Here is a 20,690-nt window from a genome sequence, read left to right on the forward strand (position 1 = left end):
ATTCACAGTGAGGAAAATAAAAAAAGCGAAGAGCTCGGGGCTCTCCGCTTTTTAAGTCAACGACTTACTCACCAGTAACGTATGGAAGTAATGCCATTTGACGTGATCTTTTGATCGCTAAAGTCAATTTACGTTGATACTTAGCGCTAGTTCCTGTTACACGACGAGGTAAAATTTTACCACGCTCAGAAACAAACTTTCTAAGAAGATCAACATCTTTGTAATCGATGTGCGTGATACCGTTAGAAGTAAAGAAACATACTTTACGACGTTTCGCACGACCGCCTCTGCGTCCACCTGCCATTTGTTTTCACACCTTTCCTTTAGTCATTTTTTCAGATCAATTAGAATGGCAAATCATCATCGGAGATGTCAATCGGTTTACCATCGTTCGCAAATGGGTCATCATTAAAGCTATTTCCCTGATTACGATTTTGGTTGTTTTGATTGCCATATGGATTTTGACTTGGTTCATTTCCAAATGGATTCTGATCGTTTTGGCTACCGCCATAATACTGGCCTCCGCTATTGCCACCGCCGCTGTATCCACCTGAACCAGCACCGCCGCTCTTAGGCTCAAGAAATTGAACACTTTCAGCTTGAACCTCTGTCACGAAGACACGCTGTCCTTGCTGATTTTCATAGTTTCTTGTCTGCAAACGACCGTCTACACCGGCAAGACTTCCTTTTTTCAAGAAATTAGCCACGTTCTCGGCTTGTCTTCTCCAAGTAACACAGTTAATGAAATCGGCTTCACGCTCTCCAGATTGATTCGTAAACGTACGATTCACAGCTAGAGTAAACGTGGCTACAGCCGCACCATTAGGCGTGTAGCGAAGCTCAGGGTCTTTTGTTAGTCTTCCGACCAATACAACACGGTTTAGCATATTGAAAGACCACCTTTAAATATATATTTCAATGATTTATACTTCTTCTTTAACAACAATGTGTCGAATGATATCGTCACTGATCTTAGCTAAGCGGTCAAATTCTTGAACTGCTGCAGCGTCAGATTGAACGTTTACGATTTGGTAGAAACCGTCACGGAAATCATTGATTTCGTATGCAAGACGACGTTTACCCCAATCCTTTGTTCCAGTGATCTCCGCACCGTTAGAAGTTAACACGTTATTGAAACGCTCGATAACTGCTTTTTTAGCCTCATCGTCAACTGTTGGGCGGATGATGTACATAACTTCGTACTTTCTCATCTGATTGCACCTCCTTTTGGTCTAAGCGGCCCTAAACGGGCAAGGAGCAATAAATTATATTACTCACAATTGTATATTATAACAAATCACTTGGCCTATGACAAGAACCTATACATTAAAACGGAAATGAATGACGTCTCCATCTTTCACTACATATTCTTTGCCTTCTAGACGAACTTTTCCTGCTTCTTTAGCAGCAGACATGCTTCCGCCAGCTAGTAAATCCTCATACGCAACCGTTTCAGCACGAATAAATCCACGCTCAAAGTCTGTGTGGATGATTCCAGCACATTCTGGCGCTTTCATTCCTTTTTTAAATGTCCAAGCACGTACCTCTTGCTCACCTGCTGTGAAATACGTAGCTAATCCTAGAAGTGAATAAGATGCTCTAATTAGCTGATCAAGCCCTGACTCATTAATACCAAGCTCTTCAAGGAACATTTGCTTCTCTTCTCCTTCAAGCTCTGCAATTTCAGACTCGATCTTTGCACAAACGACGATGACTTCAGCGTTTTCACCAGAAGCAAACTCACGGATTTGCTGCACATATTCGTTGCCCTCATGATCCGCTACTTCATCCTCACTCACATTTGCTACATAAAGAACTGGTTTAGATGTGAGTAAATGAAGCTGTTTCACAAGCTTTTGCTGTTCATCTGTAAATTCTACAGATCTTGCCGATTTCCCAGCTTCAAATGCGTTCATTAGCTTCGACAAAATCTCAAATTCAGCTACTGCTTCCTTGTCCTTTTGTTTTGCGAGCTTACTCACACGAGCTAAACGCTTTTCAACTGTTTCTAAATCAGCCAAAATCAATTCGAGATTAATCGTTTCAATATCTGCTACAGGATCAACCTTACCAGCTACGTGTGTAATGTTATCGTCTGCAAAAGCTCTGACCACGTGACAAATCGCATCTACTTGACGAATATGAGAAAGGAATTTATTCCCTAAACCTTCACCTTTAGATGCACCTTTGACAATACCCGCAATATCAGTGAATTCGAAAGCAGTGGGAACTGTCTTTTTCGGCTGCACCAATTCTGTTAGCTTTTGTAAACGCTCGTCAGGAACTTCTACAATTCCGACGTTTGGATCAATGGTACAAAACGGATAGTTAGCAGACTCCGCTCCAGCCTGTGTAATTGCATTAAATAGCGTTGACTTCCCGACGTTAGGTAAGCCAACAATACCAGCTGTTAAAGCCATTCTTTCATCTCCTCTATATCAAACGTGCTCGTTATACTGCGTAATATGAACCTAGAGCAATTATAAGTAGGTTTACATGAAAAGACAAGCTAACCACCATGCATTTTCAATAGAAGAAACATCGTCAAAAAGAATAAATCAATGCTTCAAAACGAGAAATTGCACCTGGCTTTGCTGTAGAAAAGACAAATTTAATGAAAAAAGCATGAGGCCTACTTAAGCAGTTGGCTCCTCATGCTTGACGAGAATTTTCTTCATTTTTCGTTCAAAATCTCTTCTTGGGATCATCACGCTGTGTCCGCAGCCTTCACATTTAATACGGATATCCATGCCCAAACGAATGACCTTCCACCGATTGGCACCACATGGATGGGGCTTTTTCATTTCTACAACATCATGTAACCCAAACGCTTTGTCTGCCATCAGCCTTCACCTCTCTTGCTCACTTCATTGAATCTATTGTACAAAAAAACGGCGATGGAGGGCAATGCACAAAACAAAGAGTCTCTTTCAATCGTTCATCCTATTCTTTTTTAGAGAAAAAACCCTTCTTTTAGATCATTTTATTTGTGACCAATAGTTACTTAAACTCCGTTTTTTTTCAATATTGTCACAAACACTGTAGGTCAAAAGGTTTTTATTGGTAGAACGCGGTGGTTTTTCCATATTTTTTGATTTATGATATCTGCATAAATGTTATGTGAGGGAGCAGGTACGATGGTCAATCGAAAGGATAGATTAACTGATAAAGAATATAAAATCATATCCGATCATGCTGGAAATATCGACAATTACCAGCAGCACCATACAATAGAAATAGGTCAGCAAACACTCACTGTCCACGATTTTCTAAAGATCGACCGAAAATTATATGGTTTAACAATGCAGCCGGAACAATCAGATGAATTCATCGTCGCTTTTCACTGCCCGCTGCCACATCAAATGACGGTGTCATCTAAGCAAGATGTACACAACGCAGCACAGTCATTGCTCAAAACTGACTATGCCTATCCAATTGAAAGAAAGTCCCTTGATGGCAATCAAGACCATGTCTTTTTTAAAGGGAAGGAATACATAGAGAAAGTCTGTCAGAAGCATCCGAATGCAGGTATCCATCTCACTGGACAAGCACTTGCCGGTGCTGTTTGTGCTTATATTGCAACAGAACAGCCAGCTGTCAAAAAAGCCGTCACCTTTGACAGCCCAAATATATGGAGCAGCCTGTCGCCTTCGATTCAGCAAAAGGCGCAGCAAGGTCAATATAAACGCATGTTGACTGAATATATTCAGCCTAGTCATTACGTCGGTTTACTCAATCGTCATGATCAAGGAGTTGGACAAATCAAGTACACCGTACCGCCACGGCAGCAAGACTCAGTCCAAGAATCCGTAAAATACAAAAAAAGAGAAATTGACACCTTTTTAAAATCAGCTTTTGCATCTATGAATATAGAATGGAACGAATCTTTTGATACAAATGCTTTTTTAGCTCTCGTTTCAGGAGAATTCAAAGCAAATGGATATTCATTCCATCCAAATGGATCTGCTCGTATTTTAGATGAACAGCTTGATCATAATACAAGTTTTACAGCCATGCTGCTGCAAGAGATTCATTCTGGACGTGCATATGCACAAGACGGACTTGAAATTATCATAAAATCCCATTTACTGAAAAATTCATCCTATGATCTGCAAAGTATTATTGAACATGAAGTGCACACTGTATTTGAAAAAATCGATGGAATTGATGAAAGCGTAAAAGACGCCGTCCATCATGTAAAACAAGAACTCAAAGGACTCGTCGGCTTTGGCCACTATGATTTATTAAGTCATAGTGATGTGGAAGCACTGGTAGAGGAAGTCAGGATGGAACAGTCGCATTCCTCCTTTTATTCACACGAAAAACAGCTGAATGCCTTGTACACCCTGAGGGATTACGAACAAGAGCTTTCTGCTCTTTCAAGACATATGTACACAATGGGTGATGACTACGCCAAGGCAGATAGACGCCTTGCAATGCAAATGGGTATTCATTAAGAAAGGAGTCATCGCATGATCAATCAAAATAAGCCTCCTAGTGACGCCCAGCGTTTCTTGCAAAATGTGAGTGCCCGCCGCTCCATGTCTGTATTCGAAAATCAATCGGCACCACACACACAAACACAGTCTCCTGAAGAAATCGCCGCCATTCAGGCCATGCGCAGAGAAGGACAGCGAAAGGATCTAAAACGGCTGCTCAAAATGCGGCTGCACGACGAATTAGCAAATACTCGCGTGCACTTGGAATATCAATTGTCTAAAACAGAAGACATGATAAACCAGACGACCATTGTCAAACAACACATTTCCCAGCATTTAAAGGGACAGGCCATTTCAGAATTAGAGGATCGCCTCCAGCGTCTCAAGCAAATGCCTGTCTATGATGATATCAAAGAAGCTATTGATTCAATTCAGATCAAATAAGCACAGCTCTAAAAAAGAGAGGTGCTTATTTTATTTTATCAATATAATTTTTTAGGACGAGAAAATATCTTTTTACTTAAAATCGGATACAGCATTAAACAGACGAGCAAATAAAGATTCAACAAACTATAAATTGGATACAAGAACGCAATCAAATCAGCAAATCCAAGAGATGTCAAAGGGGCCATCAAAAGAAGCATCACCAATACAACCAGCCAGCGGGGCATTCGTACAAAAGAAAGCATTCGGCTGGATAATCCAAATAAACCTGCTGCCGTCGTCGTATAAATCGCTAGACAAAGGACAATGGTCATAAACACAAACAAAGACGTCGGCGCCCCTTCTAATACTGTAAACAAAGGAATTCCCTCTGCTGAAAGGCTTCCAGAAATATCAACCAGTATTTCGTTATACACATACGAGATCACACCAAAGATGAGACCGCTTAATATACTCGCCACTTTGGCTTCCCCCAGCCCCTTCATTTCTTTCCCAACCGAAGACAGCACTGCCACAACAGATAATATATTCAAAGAAGCAAAAACAATGCTGGCAGGCCAATTGTACTGCTGCCCAAAATCAATACGCCACATATGATCATGATTCATATAATAAAAAACAAACGCATAGATGAGCCCCGCCACCAAAATTGGTATAATGAAAGCATTCACAGATAAAAGCCCTTTCACATCCCAGAAAAAAATCATAAATGAAAACAAACAGAACGCGCCGATGCCAACCCAAAAAGGCACATGATACATCTCAAGAGTCACCCCGCCGCCAGCAATCATGACCGTCGTTGTCGTGAATAAATAAAGGACAATTAACACGTCATACACCTTAGCCAGCCATGGACCGACAAGCCGTTCCAGTACTGGCACAAAGTGATCGGCACGCACCTCATAACTGATTTTTAACACCACATAAGTAGACAGCATAAACATCAATGTAAACAGTAGAATGGCTAGTCCGCTATCAATGCCAAAAAACTGCCAAATTTCCTGGCCGGAAGCATATCCCGCTCCTATTAAGCTTCCTAAAATTAAAAGCGTCCACCTTGAACCAGCCTTCCACACAATCATCACCTCATAGGTATAGAATTAAGCTTGTTTCCGTATACTGTTACTAACTACTATGACAAGGAAGTGAGACCTATGAATAGCAAGAACGGTCTTTTTTTTAGAAATAGGGTGAAAGAATACGTGTCCCATACGGATACAAACGCCATTCAACAGCTTAAAAGTATTTTATTCTCGCATCTTCAGAAAGCAGGAAAAAGACCCGTTGCCATCGTTTGTATTGGAACAGACCGCTCAACTGGCGACTCTCTAGGTCCACTTGTTGGTTCAAAGCTTTCAGGTCTGGATTTGAAAAAGCTTCATGTATATGGAACACTCTCTGACCCAGTGCATGCGGTCAATTTAAAAGAAAAACTCGCTGAAATTGAACAAGCTCATAAACACCCGTTTATTGTAGCGGTTGATGCCTGTTTAGGAAGAGTGAAAAGTGTCGGTTCTTTCCAAATTGGAGATGGACCGTTAAAGCCTGGAGCTGGTGTGCAAAAAGAGCTTCCAGAGGTAGGAGATATTCATATTAATGGGATCGTCAATGTGAGTGGTTTCATGGAATACTTCGTCCTCCAAAACACACGTCTTCATCTTGTCATGTCTATGGCCAATACACTTTCTGAAAGTCTATCTCACATTGACCAAATGGATTGGACGAGAGAAAAAAGCCGGTCTCTCTTCACCCCTATTCAAAATATCACTGGAAGAATATAAAAAAGACCATCTCATATCAAGATGGTCACTCTGATGATTCCCTCGTAGAAAGCAATTCAAGGATTCTGTCTAAATCTTCATTTGAGAGGAATTCAATCTCAATTTTCCCTTTTTTCTTCTGTTTCTTGATCGTCACTGAAGTACCAAAGTAGTTTTGTAAGAAAGACTCTCTTTCTTTCAACACTCGATCCTTTGGTGCTTCTTTTTTCTTTGTTTCACGTGGAACATTTTCGTTTAACTGCTGAACAAGTTTCTCAACCTGTCGTACGTTTAACCCCTCATCCACGATTTTCTTTACCAAAGGCGCCAGCTTCTTTTTGTTCTTTAAGCTAAGCAATGTCCGGCCATGTCCCATTGATAACGTTCCATTTGCAATCAGCTTTTGGATCTCATCCGGTAAAGTCAACAGACGGAGATGGTTCGCAATATGCGGTCTGCTTTTCCCTAATCGCTTCGCTAATTTCTCTTGCGTCACACTTAGATGATCCAGCAAGGAAGCATACGCTTCCGCTTCCTCTAGTGGAGAGAGATCCTCACGCTGCAGGTTTTCTAAAAGGGCAATTTCTCTCATCAGCGTTTCTGAAAACTCTCGAACGATCGCAGGAATTGTTGTCAGACCAGCTTGTTGTGCTGCGCGAAAACGACGTTCTCCTGCTACTATGTCATATCCTTTAATCGATTTACGAACAATGATCGGCTGTAAAACACCGTGCTGCTGAATGGATTCTTTCAGATCAGACAATGCATCATCATCAAACGTTTTCCTTGGCTGATACGGATTCGGACGCAAATCCTTTAATTTAATTTCTTCAACCGTTTCTTCATTTGAGTCTACGTTGTTAAATAGTGCATTAATACCCTTTCCAAGACCTTTAGCCATTCGCATCCACTTCCTTTGCTAAGTCTAAATAGACATCTGCACCTCTTGAACGTGGATCATACAAGATAATCGGCTTTCCATGACTTGGCGCTTCACTCAGCCTCACATTTCTCGGAATGACGGTTTGATAGACTTTATCTCTAAAGTACTTCTTCACTTCTTCGATAACCTGAATCCCAAGATTTGTTCGGGCATCAAGCATTGTCAACAAGACACCTTCAATGGCAAGATCGGTATTTAGATGTTTCTGCACGAGACGAACTGTGTTTAACAATTGGCTCAATCCTTCAAGCGCATAATATTCGCATTGAACTGGTATTAAAACGGAATCGGATGCAGTTAACGCATTAATCGTCAGCAGTCCAAGTGATGGCGGGCAGTCAATAATCATATAATCATAATTCTGCTTAACAGATTCAAGTGCTCTCTTCAGCCTCACTTCACGTGAGATTGTAGGCACAAGCTCTATTTCAGCCCCTGCAAGCTGTATCGTCGCAGGAATGACATCAAGATTTTCGACCTCTGTCGTCTTAATCACATCAAGAACATCTGCATCATCAACTAAAATATCGTACACACACTTCTCTACGTCGGCCTTCTCAATCCCAATACCACTCGTGGCATTGCCCTGCGGATCAATATCAACTAACAACACTCGTTTGCCTATGTATGCTAAACACGCACCCAAATTAACAGAAGTTGTCGTCTTCCCGACGCCGCCCTTCTGGTTGGTAATCGCTATGATTTTCCCCACGATGTCACCCACTTTCAACTTAACAAGTTTCTCATTCATTCATACTTCCTATTCTATCAAAAAAAGTATGAAACGTTTGCTTTTTTTGTTCCCCTATTATAAATTCGTCGGTGAATGTGCCTTTTCGTACATAAAAGAACGAATGAAAACACATCTAAAAAGTATATTGATATATCTTTTTTAAGAAATAGACATACATCAAAACCCTCACTTCTATCAAAAGTGAGGGTCACATATTAAAAGTATAATTCACCTATTTTACGGCCTTCACTGACAATGACCTTAGGAGTTACTGTTTTATAGCTTTTCTTTTTTAAAAATCCATAGGGTGTCTTAATGGTAAAAGTCGCATGTCCCAAAGCGTCCCCTGTTTTGCCATAGGCCTGCCACACGATCTTTGAACAATAAGTCGGGTCCAATGATTGAATTGACATGGTGATGGAGTAGCGAGCCTTCGGATGATCTTTCACATAATCGTGTGCCCATTCCCCTGCTAAATCTGCCTTCTCCTCTTGATTAATCCGAATTACCTTTGTATTGGCACTATAGCGAAACCAGTTATGAATGGAATCAAGTTGAGGATGCTTTCGAAACCCTGGAATAGAAGCATAGCTTTTCTCATTAATGACGATACCTGCATGTCCAACCAACCCCTTCACAGCATCAGTGGTTGTCACCAAGATATCTCCTTTTTTAGGGATAATATCGGTACCAGGATACGGCTTTCCTAAAAGTTGCTTGAGGGTATGCGGCTTTTCATCCGTCACCAGCTCATCATGCTTATTTTGTCGTAAACCATAGTTCTTCAAATCATCGTCAGCTGTAATCAAGTCGATCGAATCGTCGGAAGACGCATACTCTTGATTAAATTGCTGTACAGTCACATCTTTAGAAACAACACCTTGCTTCTTCAAAACGTTCAATTCTTCGTTGGTCATCAGGCCTTCATCCGCATGAGCCGTTGGCGATTTCACAGCGTATATTGTCGCTTCATTTGGAAAAACAGAAAAAGAAATTAGTAAATAGCAAATAATGGCGAAAATAGTCTTCTTCATTTTCATCAGTAGTTGTCACCTCCTTTATACTATGAAAATCATATTTTACCAATTTATAAATATTATGTAAATATGGTGTGTGCAGGAAATAAGACAAACAAAAAAAGCTGACGAGTGGCGCTCATCAGCTTATTTCTATTTAGGAATTCGAATCGTTAATTGGATATATTCCTCAAACTCTTCTTCCTCGGTATTTATTTTAAGTCCGCTGTCTTCTACCATGTGGAGAGACTGACGAATGGTATTCATCGCAATTCGTGTATCACGACTAAACGCCTTACGTTTTGGCTTCGGTTTGCGATCCGTTTTTTGTTCAAGCATCTTCACTACACGCTCTTCAGTCTGTTTCACATTCAACTGCTTTTCGATGATTTCCTGCAATAGCGCGATTTGTAATTCTGGAAGCTTTAGGGGCACAAGTGACCGTGCATGCCTTTCAGAGATTTTTTTCTCTAAAATGGCCTGTTGTACCTCTTCAGGCAACTTTAAAAGTCTTAATTTGTTTGCAACAGTTGATTGTCCCTTGCCTAAACGCTGAGCAAGCGCCTCTTGCGTTAAATCATGAAGCTCTAAAAGACGTGCATAAGCATGAGCCTCTTCAATAGAAGACAGCTCTTCTCTTTGCAAATTTTCAATCAATGCCACAGATGCCGTTTCCGTATCAGTAAAATCTTTTATAATAGCGGGGATTTTCTCCCATTGAAGAGTCTGTACCGCTCTCCAACGTCTTTCGCCGGCGATCAGTTCATATTTTCCTTCTTCTTCTGTTGGTCTAACAACAATCGGTTGGATAATGCCATGGGTATGAATCGTCGTGGCCAGCTCTTGTATCTTTTCTTCTGAAAAAATGGTGCGTGGCTGAAAACGGTTTGGCATAATTGTGTCGACCGGGAGCTCCTGTATCTCTTCCTTTAATGTATCATGCTCAGCAATCTCTGCCTCTATTTCGGTTTCACGCTCAGGATGTTCTTTGTCTCCAAGCCCGAAGAAGCGTGAGAGTGAATGCTTCATGAACCTACACCACCTTTAAAAACTACCTTTTTATAATTCTATTTTCTCATGTTTTTTCCTTCTGTAAAATCATAAATATTGAAGAAAAACCGACCTTTTACATGATCAACCTTCTATTGGTGATTTATTAGGTGTTCCTGGTTTTCTAGGATATTTTTTTGGTGTTTGCTTTTTCTTTTCAATGACAATGATGTTCCGTTCGCTTTCTTCTAAAGGAAGAACAAAGGAATGCTTTTCAACAACCTCTCCTCCGAGGACTGTGACAGCTTTTTTCCCTGCTTGCATTTCTTCATCAGCGGCAGATGCTTTTAAGGCAACAAACAATCCTTCCTTTTTCACTAGAGGCAGACATAGTTCGCTCAAGACGGATAAACGTGCAACTGCTCTAGCAGTGACAAGATCATAGCTTTCACGCTTTTCCTTACGTTGTCCAAACGTTTCCGCACGATCATGATAAAAAGTAGTATCTTGTAAGTTTAATCCTTTTGCTAACTCATTGAGAAACGTAATTCGTTTCTGAAGAGAATCAACAATGGTCACATGTAGATGAGGGAAACAAATTTTAAGAGGAATGCTTGGAAAACCAGCACCAGCTCCAATATCACAAATCGTCGTCACTTTGTGAAAATCAATAAAAAATGCTGCTGATATTGAATCATAAAAATGCTTTAAATACACTTCTTCCTTTTCAGTAATGGACGTTAAATTCATTTTCTCGTTCCATTCTACAAGCATGCGGAAGTAGGTTTCAAATTGTTCAAGCTGCACAGGAGAAAGAGTGATCCCTTTCTCCTCTAGTGCTGCTGTAAATTGTTCAATGTTCATGCCGACATCCTTTCTATTCTGCTATCTTCGCAATACGCCCCTGCTCTAAATATACTAAAAGGATAGAAATATCAGCAGGGTTAACGCCTGAAATACGAGAAGCCTGTGCAACAGAAAGCGGTCGGACTTCTTTCAGCTTTTGTTTCGCTTCAGTTGCAATCCCTTTGATGGCATCATAATCAATACGATCAGGAATCTTTTTGTTCTCCATCTTTTTCAGTTTTTCAACTTGCTGGAGTGACTTTTCAATATAACCTTCGTATTTAATTTGAATCTCTACCTGCTCACACACATCAGAAGGAAGCGGTGTTTCCGCAGGAGCTAATTTCACAACAGTTTCATAATTCATTTCTGGACGTTTCATCAAATCACTTGCACGAATGCCGTCCTTCAACTCACTTCCACCGAGTGAACGAATAAATTCTTGAGTCTCTGCTGTAGGTTTAATGATCACAGAATATAAACGTTTTTTCTCTGCTTCAATGGCTTCTTTTTTCTGCTGGAATGCTTGGAATCTTTCTTCAGAAATTAATCCAATTTGATAGCCAAGTTCAGTTAATCTTAAATCAGCATTGTCATGGCGTAGAAGGAGACGATACTCAGCACGTGATGTCAAGAGACGGTAGGGTTCATTTGTTCCTTTTGTGACAAGGTCATCGATGAGGACACCGATATATGCATCAGAACGGCTTAAAATGACTTCTTCTTTACCTAATGCTTTTCTTCCTGCATTAATACCTGCCATAATCCCTTGACCTGCTGCTTCCTCATAACCAGACGTACCATTAATTTGGCCGGCTGTATATAATCCAGAAATTTTCTTCGTCTCAAGTGTAGGCCACAACTGAGTAGGCACAATCGCATCATACTCGATGGCATAACCCGCTCTCATCATTTGAACATTCTCGAGTCCTGGGATGGTTGAAAGCATGCGCTGCTGTACATCCTCCGGAAGACTTGTAGACAATCCTTGAACATAAACTTCCTGCGTATTACGACCTTCTGGCTCTAAGAAAATTTGATGTCTCGGTTTATCATTGAAACGAACCACTTTATCTTCAATGGATGGGCAGTATCTAGGGCCAGTTCCTTTAATCATACCTGAATACATTGGAGAACGGTGAAGATTCTCATCAATAATTTGATGGGTCTCTAAACTCGTGTACGTTAACCAGCATGGCAGCTGGTCAGTAATATATTCAACCGTTTCATAGGAGAACGCCCGCGGGACATCATCACCTGGTTGAATTTCTGTTTTACTATAATCAATCGAGTGGCTATTCACTCGAGGAGGTGTTCCTGTTTTAAAGCGAACCAAATCGAATCCTAGTTCTACTAAATGATCAGATAATTTAATAGAAGGCTGCTGGTTATTTGGACCGCTTGAATACGAAAGGTCTCCTAAAATGATGCGGCCTTTTAAGAAAGTCCCTGTCGTTAAAACAACAGACTTCGCACGATAGTTCGCCCCTGTTTGAGTAACAACACCCTTACATTCATCATCTTCTACAATTAAATGATCTACCATACCTTGCAGCATTGTCAGGTTTGGTTCATTTTCCATTGTTTTTTTCATTTCATGCTGATATTGGAACTTATCTGCTTGCGCTCTTAACGCACGGACAGCAGGTCCTTTCCCCGTATTCAGCATGCGCATTTGAATATGCGTCTTATCTATATTTCGTGCCATTTCTCCGCCTAGAGCATCAATTTCTCTGACGACAATCCCTTTTGCGGGGCCGCCTACAGACGGATTACATGGCATAAAAGCAACCATATCGAGGTTGATAGTCAATACAAGTGTTTTGGCGCCCTGTCTTGCAGAAGCAAGAGCAGCCTCAACTCCAGCATGACCGGCACCCACGACGATTACGTCATAATTGCCAGCTTCATAACCCATTTCTTATGTTCCTCCCTTTACTTTCCTAAACAGAATTGAGAGAATAACTGATCAATCAAGCTCTCATGAACAGCATCTCCAATAATTTCACCCAGCTGTTCCCAGCAGCGTGTTAAATCTATTTGAACTATGTCGATCGGTACGTCCATTTCAATTCCTTCAAGAGCATCCTCAATGGATTGTTTTGCTGCCTGAAGAAGAGCAATATGCCTTGTATTACTTACATACGTTAAATCTCCACTTTCAATTGAACCCGTGAAGAATAGTGATTGAATCGCGATTTCAAGTTCATCAATCCCTTTTTCTTGTAATAATGATGTAGTAACCACCGGACGATCCTTCGCTAACTGCTTGACCTTTTCAATATCAAGCTTAGGCTCAAGATCTGTCTTATTCACGATTACGATGATATCCATGCCTGAGACGGCCTCAAAAAGTTTGATATCCTCTTCTGACAATTCCTCGCTATAATTGAGCACAAGTAAAATCAGGTCAGCTTCTTTTAAGACCTGTCTAGATCGTTCAACCCCTATACGCTCAACAATGTCCTCCGTCTCACGTATACCCGCAGTATCGACTAAACGAAGCGGTACACCTCTAACATTTACATATTCCTCAATGACATCTCTCGTTGTTCCAGGAATATCCGTTACAATCGCTTTTGTTTCCTGTACAAGACTATTCAACAAGGAAGACTTCCCAACATTCGGTCTTCCAATAATGACAGTAGATAAGCCTTCTCGCAGTATTTTCCCCTGCTGAGAAGTCGTTAGCAGTGACTCAATTTCCTTTTTCACTGATGTTGCCTTTTCAACTAAAACCCGATGCGTCATTTCTTCAACATCGTCATACTCAGGATAGTCAATATTGACTTCAACATGGGCCAGAGTTTCCAATATCTCACCGCGAAGTCGTTTAATCAAACCGGAGAGTCGTCCCTCCATTTGAGTAATCGCTACATTCATCGCACGATCTGTCTTTGCGCGAATCAAATCCATTACCGCTTCAGCCTGTGAAAGATCAATTCTTCCATTTAAGAAAGCTCGTTTTGTAAACTCACCTGGCTCCGCTAATCTTGCTCCTTCTCTTAAAGCAAGCTGCAGTACTTTGTTGACCGTTACAATTCCGCCATGGCAGTTAATCTCAATAACGTCTTCTCTCGTAAATGTTTTTGGTGCTCTTAATACTGACACCATGACCTCTTCTATGACTTGCTCAGTGCTAGAATCCACAATATGACCATAATGAATCGTATGTGAATCCACCGATACAAGTTTTTTCTCCTTAGGACCTTTATACATCCGATCAGCAATCTGTACCGCATCAGGCCCGCTTAAACGAATAATCGCAATTGCTCCTTCACCCATCGGTGTAGAAATTGCTGCAATTGTATCCATCACTCATTCACCTCTTTCTCTACTTAATAAACAGTCTGTTATCTATTAAATGGACATTGTCCATTTCTATATCAAAAACGCTTAATCCAAAATTTAAAGATACCATAAATGAAAGCGAAGTGAAAGTATCCCATATCTAATTATCCACAGCTTTGCATCTTATCTATTTTAACACTTAACTTATCCACATGTGAATAACGACGTTTTAAACTTGTCTTCACATCTTACACCTAAATCCAATAAATTTAAACGCCCTGATCCCTATACTTACTTGTTAAATTGGCGTTTTGCACTCATATCACACACTCATTTTTTAGAAATAAAGGATGAATCCTCTATAAAAAGCAATTTTTCAATAAAAAAAGACTAAAATCCAGCTTTGCTGAATCTTAGCCTTTCTGCTATTTTTTATACAGCACCACAACATGACGTTTGCTGCCTGTATCTTCAGATGCCGTTGCAAGTTCTTTAGAGAATGCAGCAATCGCATCATGAACAATTTTTCGTTCATTCGAAGGCATTGGTTCTAAATGAACCTTTCTCTTCGTTTTTAAAACCCGATTTGCTGTTTTGACTGCATATTGTTCAAGTGCTTCTTGTCGTTTCTTCCTATAATCGCCAATATCAATTGTTATATGATGATACTGATCAGAATAACGATTAAACACTAGCTGTACCAACGTTTCTAAAGAGTACAATGTCTGGCCTCTTTTTCCAATCATTAATGACGTTTTATCTCCATCAATGTGGTAAGAAATGTTTTTCGGTTCCTGTTTGGAAATAATCTTTGCTTTAGGATCAATAGACTTAACAATTTTATCCAAATACTGTGTAGCTAATTTAAATGCATTTATCTTTTCTACTAACTTGACCACAGCTTGTCTTTTACCAAATAATCCTAAAAACCCTTTATTTCCTTCATCTACTATTGTGATTTCTACTTCTTCTTGTAGTAGCTGAATTTGTTTAAGTCCGGAATCTACTGCTTCTTCGATTGTGCGACCGACAGCAGTTATTTCCTTCATTTTTTATTCCCGCCAGCTTTTTCTTTTGTATCAACTTTTACTTGAGGTGTTTTAATCACCAATGTTTGAATGATCATGAAAATGTTACCTACAACCCAGTACAATGAAAGTGCTGCTGGGAAACTAATTGCAAACACAACGATCATAATCGGCATCACCCATAGCATGATAGCCATTTGAGGGTTGTCCGAAGGATTTCCAGCCATCATCAGCTTTTGCTGAATGAAAGTAGCTACACCCGCAATAATCGGTAATAGGAACAATGGATCTGGGCTGCCTAAGTCAAACCATAAGAATGTATGCTTTTTAATTTCTGCTGTTCTCATAATTGCATGATAGAAACCAATAAGGATTGGCATTTGAATTAAAATTGGGAAACAGCCTGCTAATGGATTGACGCCATTTTTTTGAAAAAGGGCCATTGTTTCCTGCTGAAGCTGCTGCTGTGTTTTTTGATCTTTAGAGCTATATTTTTCACGAAGCTTTTTCAATTCAGGCTGTAATGCTTGCATCGCTTTTGTACTTCTTAACTGTTTAATCATTAATGGTAAAATAAGCAAGCGAATTAACAGTGTTACAATAATAATCGCTACACCATAGTTTTCACCAGTTAAGTTTGCCATGTACGTGATTAATTGAGATAGCGGGTAAACAATATAAGAATTCCAGAATCCCTTACTATCTGATGTAATTGGTTCATTGATCTGTGTACATCCTGCCAATAAAACCAATACGCCAATCAAGCTAAATATTAGTAATAATCGCCTTTTCAACAAGATTCCTCCCATTACTTCAAACTTTATTTAAGTTGGAATTGATTAAGAAAGTGACTCACCTAATCAGTATGGTAACATTTTTTCTTTGCAAAGTGGTGGTTTCATTTTAATTCACTAGATGAAGGAAGCGCTTTTAAAAATTGATTCAACGAAAGTTTCTATTACGAAGACTTTTTCGGTTGTTGTTGATAAACAGCGGATTTTCTAAATAAATGTTGGAGAGACTTCTTTGTTTCTTCAAAGGTCAATTCACTCGCTGGTTGTCGTGCAATGACAATGTAGTCTTTTTCTTGCTTTAACTTATGGCCTTCCTCTAAAAACACCTGACGGATCAGACGTTTAATTCGGTTTCTAATCACTGCATTACCAATCTTCTTACTGACAGACAATCCTAGACGCAGTTCAACTTGATTTGGCTGATCCAGCTGGTAAATAACGAATTGGCGATTTGCCATTGATTGACCTTTTTTGAACACCTTTTGAAACTCTTCATTTTTTTTTAGCCTGTTTCGCTTCTTCATGTTTTCTTCCACTCCGATAAAAACTGACAGTTCATTTACGATTTTATGTAAAAAAGACCACTGACATTATTCAGTGGCCTAAGCTGATAATTTTTTTCTACCTTTGCTGCGGCGTCGCTTTAAAACTAGACGTCCGTTTTTAGTACTCATACGGCTGCGGAAGCCATGAACTTTACTACGCTTACGGTTATTTGGTTGAAACGTTCTTTTCATTTATGACACCTCCCTGAGGAATAGCTGTTTAAGACAGTCTAACTCATTATATTTGTGTAACCCATCGATTGTCAATATCAATGATAAAACTCTTATTATCAACCTTATAAGCATAACATAAATTATCAAACGAAGAAACCTTCTTTTTTAGTTTCCAGCATTTTATTCTCTTTTTCCTCCTAAAAGACCTTCAAAACAAGAATGTGGATATTTTTCCGGCATATTTAGACTATCCACACCCATTATCGACATTTTTTTCACACAAATAACCGATGTGGATAATTATTTTTCAACAGGATGTAAAGTGTGTGGATAAGTTTGTGACACCCATTGCACCATCTTGTTTATTTTGATATTATATTTGTGTTTTAACTCTTAATTACTTATCTGGCCCTTTTATATTATCCACAATTTGTGGATAACCTGTGGAAAGTTATTACACAGCCTGTTGAATTGTTTATCCACAGCTTGTGTAATTTGTCGAAAAGACGTTTTTCTACTATATTAATTGTTTTCAACAATGTATGTGCACGAATGGTGATGACCATTTGCTCTTTTTCGTGTTCTATAACAGTTTGATACTGGTCATTTTAAAAAGAAAAGGAGGGGGGAGAAGCCTTATGGAAAATATTTTGGATCTGTGGAATAAAGCACTTCAAAAAATAGAGACAAAATTGAGCAAACCCAGTTTTGAGACATGGATGAAATCGACAAAAGCCCATTCTCTTCAGGGAGATACGCTTACAATTACGGCACCTAATGAATTTGCTAGAGATTGGCTTGAGTCAAGATATCTTCACTTAATTGCTGATACCATCTATGAACTAACAGGTGAAGAGCTCAGCATTAAATTTATTATTCCTCAAAATCAGGACGAAGAGGAAGCCATGCCAAAGTCTCCTATCAAAAAAATGTCTAAAGAAGAGCCCGTTGACATTCCACAAAATATGCTGAATCCAAAATATACATTTGATACTTTTGTTATTGGTTCAGGCAACCGTTTTGCTCATGCCGCTTCACTTGCAGTCGCGGAAGCACCAGCAAAAGCATATAACCCGCTTTTTATTTATGGGGGCGTTGGTTTAGGAAAGACTCACTTGATGCATGCGATTGGTCATTACGTGATCGACCATAATCCATCGGCCAAAGTGGTCTATCTATCATCTGAAAAATTTACTAATGAATTTATCAACTCAATTCGAGATAACAAAGCTGTCGACTTCCGTAACCGCTATCGGAATGTAGATGTGCTTTTGATAGATGATATTCAATTTCTAGCAGGAAAAGAACAAACACAAGAAGAGTTTTTCCATACATTCAACACACTTCACGAAGAAAGTAAGCAAATCGTCATTTCTAGTGACCGGCCTCCGAAGGAAATTCCGACACTTGAAGACAGATTACGCTCTCGATTTGAATGGGGCTTAATTACAGACATTACCCCGCCAGATCTAGAAACGCGCATCGCAATTCTGCGCAAAAAAGCAAAGGCAGAAGGCTTGGACATTCCAAATGAAGTCATGCTGTACATTGCCAATCAAATCGACAGCAACATTCGTGAGCTGGAGGGTGCTTTGATTCGTGTTGTTGCTTATTCATCTTTAATTAATAAAGACATTAATGCAGATCTAGCAGCTGAGGCGCTAAAGGACATCATTCCTTCATCAAAGCCTAAGGTCATTACAATTAAAGATATTCAAAGAATTGTAGGGCAGCAATTTAATATTCGATTAGAGGATTTCAAAGCAAAGAAACGTACGAAGTCAGTTGCTTATCCAAGACAAATTGCCATGTACCTCTCTAGAGAAATGACCGATTCCTCTCTGCCTAAAATCGGAGAAGAATTTGGCGGTCGTGATCATACGACTGTCATTCATGCTCATGAGAAGATTTCGAAGTTAATTGTTGAAGATGAACAGCTTCAGCAGCATGTCAAAGAGATCAAAGAACAATTAAAATAACCAAGCTGATATAATGAGTACGGGAAAATGTGAATAACTAGAGCATAGTCATACACAGTCTGTCCACATGTGGATAGGCTGTCTTTCCTTTCTTTTTCATGACTTATCCACATATTCACAAGCCCTACTATTACTTCTACGATTTTTATTAATAAAATATATATACATGTCATTAAGAAAATTTAGGAGGACCACTATGAAATTCACGATTCAAAAAGATCGTCTTGTCCAAAGTGTCCAAGATGTATTAAAGGCTGTATCCTCTAGAACAACGATTCCTATTTTGACAGGGATTAAAATTGTTGCGTCTGATGAAGGGGTTTCTCTAACAGGAAGCGATTCTGATATCTCAATTGAATCTTTCATTCCTCAAAGAGATGGAGATTTAGAGGTTATCACCATTGATCGTCCGGGAAGTATTGTGCTTCAAGCCCGCTTCTTTAGTGAAATTGTAAAGAAACTGCCTATGTCTACTGTCGAAATTGAAGTAGAACAAAATCACCTGACGATCATCCGCTCTGGTTCAGCGGAATTTAACCTAAACGGCTTAGATGCTGAAGAATATCCGCATCTTCCACAAATTGAAGAGCATCATGCATTTCAAATTCCGACAGATCTGCTTAAAAACTTAATTCGTCAAACTGTTTTTGCAGTGTCCACCTCAGAAACACGACCTATCTTGACAGGTGTAAACTGGAAGGTGGAAAAAGGTGAATTAATATGCACGGCGACGGATAGCCACCGTCTTGCTTTAAGAAAAGCGAAGCTAGATATTAACGAGGAAAGTTCGTATAATGTCGTGATTCCAGGGAAGAGTTTAACAGAGCTAAGTAAAATTCTTGATGATGGACAAGATCTTGTGAGCATCGTCATTACAGAAACCCAAGTTCTTTTTAAAGCACAAAATGTGCTGTTCTTCTCAAGGTTGCTGGATGGAAATTATCCAGATACAGCTCGTCTGATCCCGCAAGAAAGTAAAACGGATGTCGTGGTCAACACGAAAGAGTTCCTTCAAGCCATTGATCGTGCATCACTTTTGGCAAGAGAAGGACGTAATAATGTCGTGAAACTGTCAGCTGATCCTGAACAAAGCCTTGAAATCTCTTCTAATTCACCTGAGATCGGTAAAGTGGTGGAGACGGTTCAAGCAGATGACATTAAAGGGGAAGATCTTAAAATCTCCTTCAGTCCAAAATATATGCTGGATGCGTTAAAAGTATTAGAGGGAACAGATATTCATGTAAGCTTCACTGGTGCAATGAGACCGTTCCTGCTGCGTACGCCGAATGATGATTCTATCTTGCAATTGATTCTTCCGGTAAGAACGTATTAATTCAATCTAAAATGGCTGCTGTGTGAGTGCACAGCAGCTTTTCTTCTCGTTTTCCATGCTTTCTTTCATCCCAGTTGGCTTTCCCCCTTTCCTTCTTGTCTTGTTTTTTAGTACAATTAGATATTAGTGATATTGAAAGAGGTCGATACAATGCCTAATCTTATAACCATTGAAACAGAAATGATTACATTAGGGCAGTTTTTGAAATTAGCCGAAGTCATCCAATCTGGCGGAATGGCGAAATGGTTTTTAAGTGAACATGAGGTGTTCATTAATCAAGAGCCAGATAATAGACGGGGACGCAAACTATACCCAGGAGATGTTGTCGAGATTGAAGGTTACGGCACATTTCAAGTTGTGAATTAGAAACGGGTG

At 39.7% G+C, this 20,690-nt stretch carries 23 protein-coding genes; 6 read left to right on the forward strand and 17 right to left on the reverse strand.

Going from position 1 to position 20,690, the window contains the following annotated elements:
• Positions 1–64: 64 nt before the first annotated feature.
• The 5 genes from rpsR to BA81_RS15905 all read right to left on the reverse strand — a co-directional run bounded on the left by rpsR (position 65) and on the right by BA81_RS15905 (position 2,843).
• Entirely contained in the window at positions 65–304 is a 240-nt protein-coding gene (gene rpsR / locus BA81_RS15885; protein ID WP_008359105.1) for a 30S ribosomal protein S18, read from the reverse strand.
• A gap of 40 nt (positions 305–344) precedes the next feature.
• The gene (gene ssbA, locus BA81_RS15890; RefSeq protein WP_007497456.1) at positions 345–887 is read right to left on the reverse strand and encodes a single-stranded DNA-binding protein SsbA; all 543 of its coding nucleotides are present in this window, start codon (positions 885–887) and stop codon (positions 345–347) included.
• 36 nt (positions 888–923) lie between these two features.
• The gene (rpsF, locus tag BA81_RS15895; protein WP_024424058.1) at positions 924–1,211 is read right to left on the reverse strand and encodes a 30S ribosomal protein S6; all 288 of its coding nucleotides are present in this window, start codon (positions 1,209–1,211) and stop codon (positions 924–926) included.
• A 108-nt stretch (positions 1,212–1,319) separates the two neighbouring features.
• Entirely contained in the window at positions 1,320–2,420 is a 1,101-nt protein-coding gene (gene ychF, locus BA81_RS15900; RefSeq protein WP_024424059.1) for a redox-regulated ATPase YchF, read from the reverse strand.
• Between the two features lie 216 nt (positions 2,421–2,636).
• Positions 2,637–2,843 (reverse strand): DUF951 domain-containing protein, encoded by a 207-nt coding sequence (locus tag BA81_RS15905; RefSeq protein ID WP_008347561.1) that lies wholly within the window; start codon positions 2,841–2,843, stop codon positions 2,637–2,639.
• A 294-nt stretch (positions 2,844–3,137) separates the two neighbouring features.
• Here BA81_RS15905 and BA81_RS15910 point away from each other — a divergent pair, with 294 nt between their 5' ends.
• A complete protein-coding gene (locus tag BA81_RS15910; RefSeq protein WP_034283635.1) occupies positions 3,138–4,457 on the forward strand; it encodes a hypothetical protein in 1,320 nt (439 codons plus the stop codon).
• 15 nt (positions 4,458–4,472) lie between these two features.
• Positions 4,473–4,883: a hypothetical protein gene (locus BA81_RS15915; RefSeq protein WP_034283636.1), complete on the forward strand. Its 411-nt coding sequence runs from the start codon at positions 4,473–4,475 to the stop codon at positions 4,881–4,883.
• 38 nt (positions 4,884–4,921) lie between these two features.
• Here the strand turns inward: BA81_RS15915 and BA81_RS15920 are convergent, their stop codons facing one another.
• A complete protein-coding gene (locus BA81_RS15920) occupies positions 4,922–5,962 on the reverse strand; it encodes a YkvI family membrane protein (RefSeq protein ID WP_227001755.1) in 1,041 nt (346 codons plus the stop codon).
• 75 nt (positions 5,963–6,037) lie between these two features.
• Here BA81_RS15920 and yyaC point away from each other — a divergent pair, with 75 nt between their 5' ends.
• Positions 6,038–6,664, forward strand: a complete 627-nt coding sequence (gene yyaC, locus BA81_RS15925) for a spore protease YyaC (RefSeq protein WP_034283638.1) — start codon at positions 6,038–6,040, stop codon at positions 6,662–6,664.
• A gap of 25 nt (positions 6,665–6,689) precedes the next feature.
• On the opposite strand, the gene BA81_RS15930 is transcribed toward yyaC, so the two are convergent.
• The 11 genes from BA81_RS15930 to rpmH all read right to left on the reverse strand — a co-directional run bounded on the left by BA81_RS15930 (position 6,690) and on the right by rpmH (position 17,021).
• Positions 6,690–7,544 carry a ParB/RepB/Spo0J family partition protein gene (locus BA81_RS15930; protein WP_034283639.1) on the reverse strand — a complete coding sequence of 285 codons (855 nt, stop codon included), beginning with the start codon at positions 7,542–7,544 and terminating at the stop codon, positions 6,690–6,692.
• Complete coding sequence (soj, locus tag BA81_RS15935; protein ID WP_008360890.1) at positions 7,537–8,298, reverse strand: sporulation initiation inhibitor protein Soj; 762 nt, start codon at positions 8,296–8,298, stop codon at positions 7,537–7,539. Before soj ends, BA81_RS15930 begins: the two co-directional genes overlap by 8 nt.
• A gap of 236 nt (positions 8,299–8,534) precedes the next feature.
• Positions 8,535–9,359 (reverse strand): orthopoxovirus pf05708 family protein, encoded by an 825-nt coding sequence (locus BA81_RS15940; RefSeq protein WP_034283641.1) that lies wholly within the window; start codon positions 9,357–9,359, stop codon positions 8,535–8,537.
• A 129-nt stretch (positions 9,360–9,488) separates the two neighbouring features.
• Positions 9,489–10,364, reverse strand: a complete 876-nt coding sequence (gene noc / locus BA81_RS15945) for a nucleoid occlusion protein (RefSeq protein ID WP_024424067.1) — start codon at positions 10,362–10,364, stop codon at positions 9,489–9,491.
• A 105-nt stretch (positions 10,365–10,469) separates the two neighbouring features.
• Complete coding sequence (rsmG, locus tag BA81_RS15950; RefSeq protein ID WP_024424068.1) at positions 10,470–11,189, reverse strand: 16S rRNA (guanine(527)-N(7))-methyltransferase RsmG; 720 nt, start codon at positions 11,187–11,189, stop codon at positions 10,470–10,472.
• A 13-nt stretch (positions 11,190–11,202) separates the two neighbouring features.
• Complete coding sequence (mnmG, locus tag BA81_RS15955; protein WP_034283642.1) at positions 11,203–13,089, reverse strand: tRNA uridine-5-carboxymethylaminomethyl(34) synthesis enzyme MnmG; 1,887 nt, start codon at positions 13,087–13,089, stop codon at positions 11,203–11,205.
• A 17-nt stretch (positions 13,090–13,106) separates the two neighbouring features.
• Positions 13,107–14,486, reverse strand: a complete 1,380-nt coding sequence (mnmE, locus tag BA81_RS15960; RefSeq protein WP_024424070.1) for a tRNA uridine-5-carboxymethylaminomethyl(34) synthesis GTPase MnmE — start codon at positions 14,484–14,486, stop codon at positions 13,107–13,109.
• 401 nt (positions 14,487–14,887) lie between these two features.
• Entirely contained in the window at positions 14,888–15,511 is a 624-nt protein-coding gene (jag, locus tag BA81_RS15965) for an RNA-binding cell elongation regulator Jag/EloR (protein ID WP_034283644.1), read from the reverse strand.
• Complete coding sequence (gene spoIIIJ / locus BA81_RS15970) at positions 15,508–16,290, reverse strand: YidC family membrane integrase SpoIIIJ (protein ID WP_087976621.1); 783 nt, start codon at positions 16,288–16,290, stop codon at positions 15,508–15,510. The genes jag and spoIIIJ overlap by 4 nt, the downstream gene beginning before the upstream one ends.
• A gap of 158 nt (positions 16,291–16,448) precedes the next feature.
• Positions 16,449–16,808, reverse strand: a complete 360-nt coding sequence (gene rnpA / locus BA81_RS15975) for a ribonuclease P protein component (protein ID WP_034283645.1) — start codon at positions 16,806–16,808, stop codon at positions 16,449–16,451.
• A 78-nt stretch (positions 16,809–16,886) separates the two neighbouring features.
• Entirely contained in the window at positions 16,887–17,021 is a 135-nt protein-coding gene (gene rpmH, locus BA81_RS19425) for a 50S ribosomal protein L34 (protein ID WP_073208224.1), read from the reverse strand.
• Between the two features lie 620 nt (positions 17,022–17,641).
• Here rpmH and dnaA point away from each other — a divergent pair.
• From dnaA to yaaA, 3 genes are all read left to right on the forward strand, one after another.
• A complete protein-coding gene (dnaA, locus tag BA81_RS15980) occupies positions 17,642–18,982 on the forward strand; it encodes a chromosomal replication initiator protein DnaA (RefSeq protein ID WP_024424073.1) in 1,341 nt (446 codons plus the stop codon).
• 196 nt (positions 18,983–19,178) lie between these two features.
• On the forward strand, positions 19,179–20,315 hold the full coding sequence (dnaN, locus tag BA81_RS15985; protein ID WP_024424074.1) for a DNA polymerase III subunit beta: 1,137 nt from the start codon (positions 19,179–19,181) through the stop codon (positions 20,313–20,315).
• Positions 20,316–20,465: 150 nt separating this feature from the next.
• Positions 20,466–20,681 carry a S4 domain-containing protein YaaA gene (yaaA, locus tag BA81_RS15990; RefSeq protein ID WP_008360916.1) on the forward strand — a complete coding sequence of 72 codons (216 nt, stop codon included), beginning with the start codon at positions 20,466–20,468 and terminating at the stop codon, positions 20,679–20,681.
• Positions 20,682–20,690: the final 9 nt, after the last annotated feature.

Source organism: Bacillus safensis FO-36b (genome assembly GCF_000691165.1).
GTDB lineage: Bacteria > Bacillota > Bacilli > Bacillales > Bacillaceae > Bacillus > Bacillus safensis.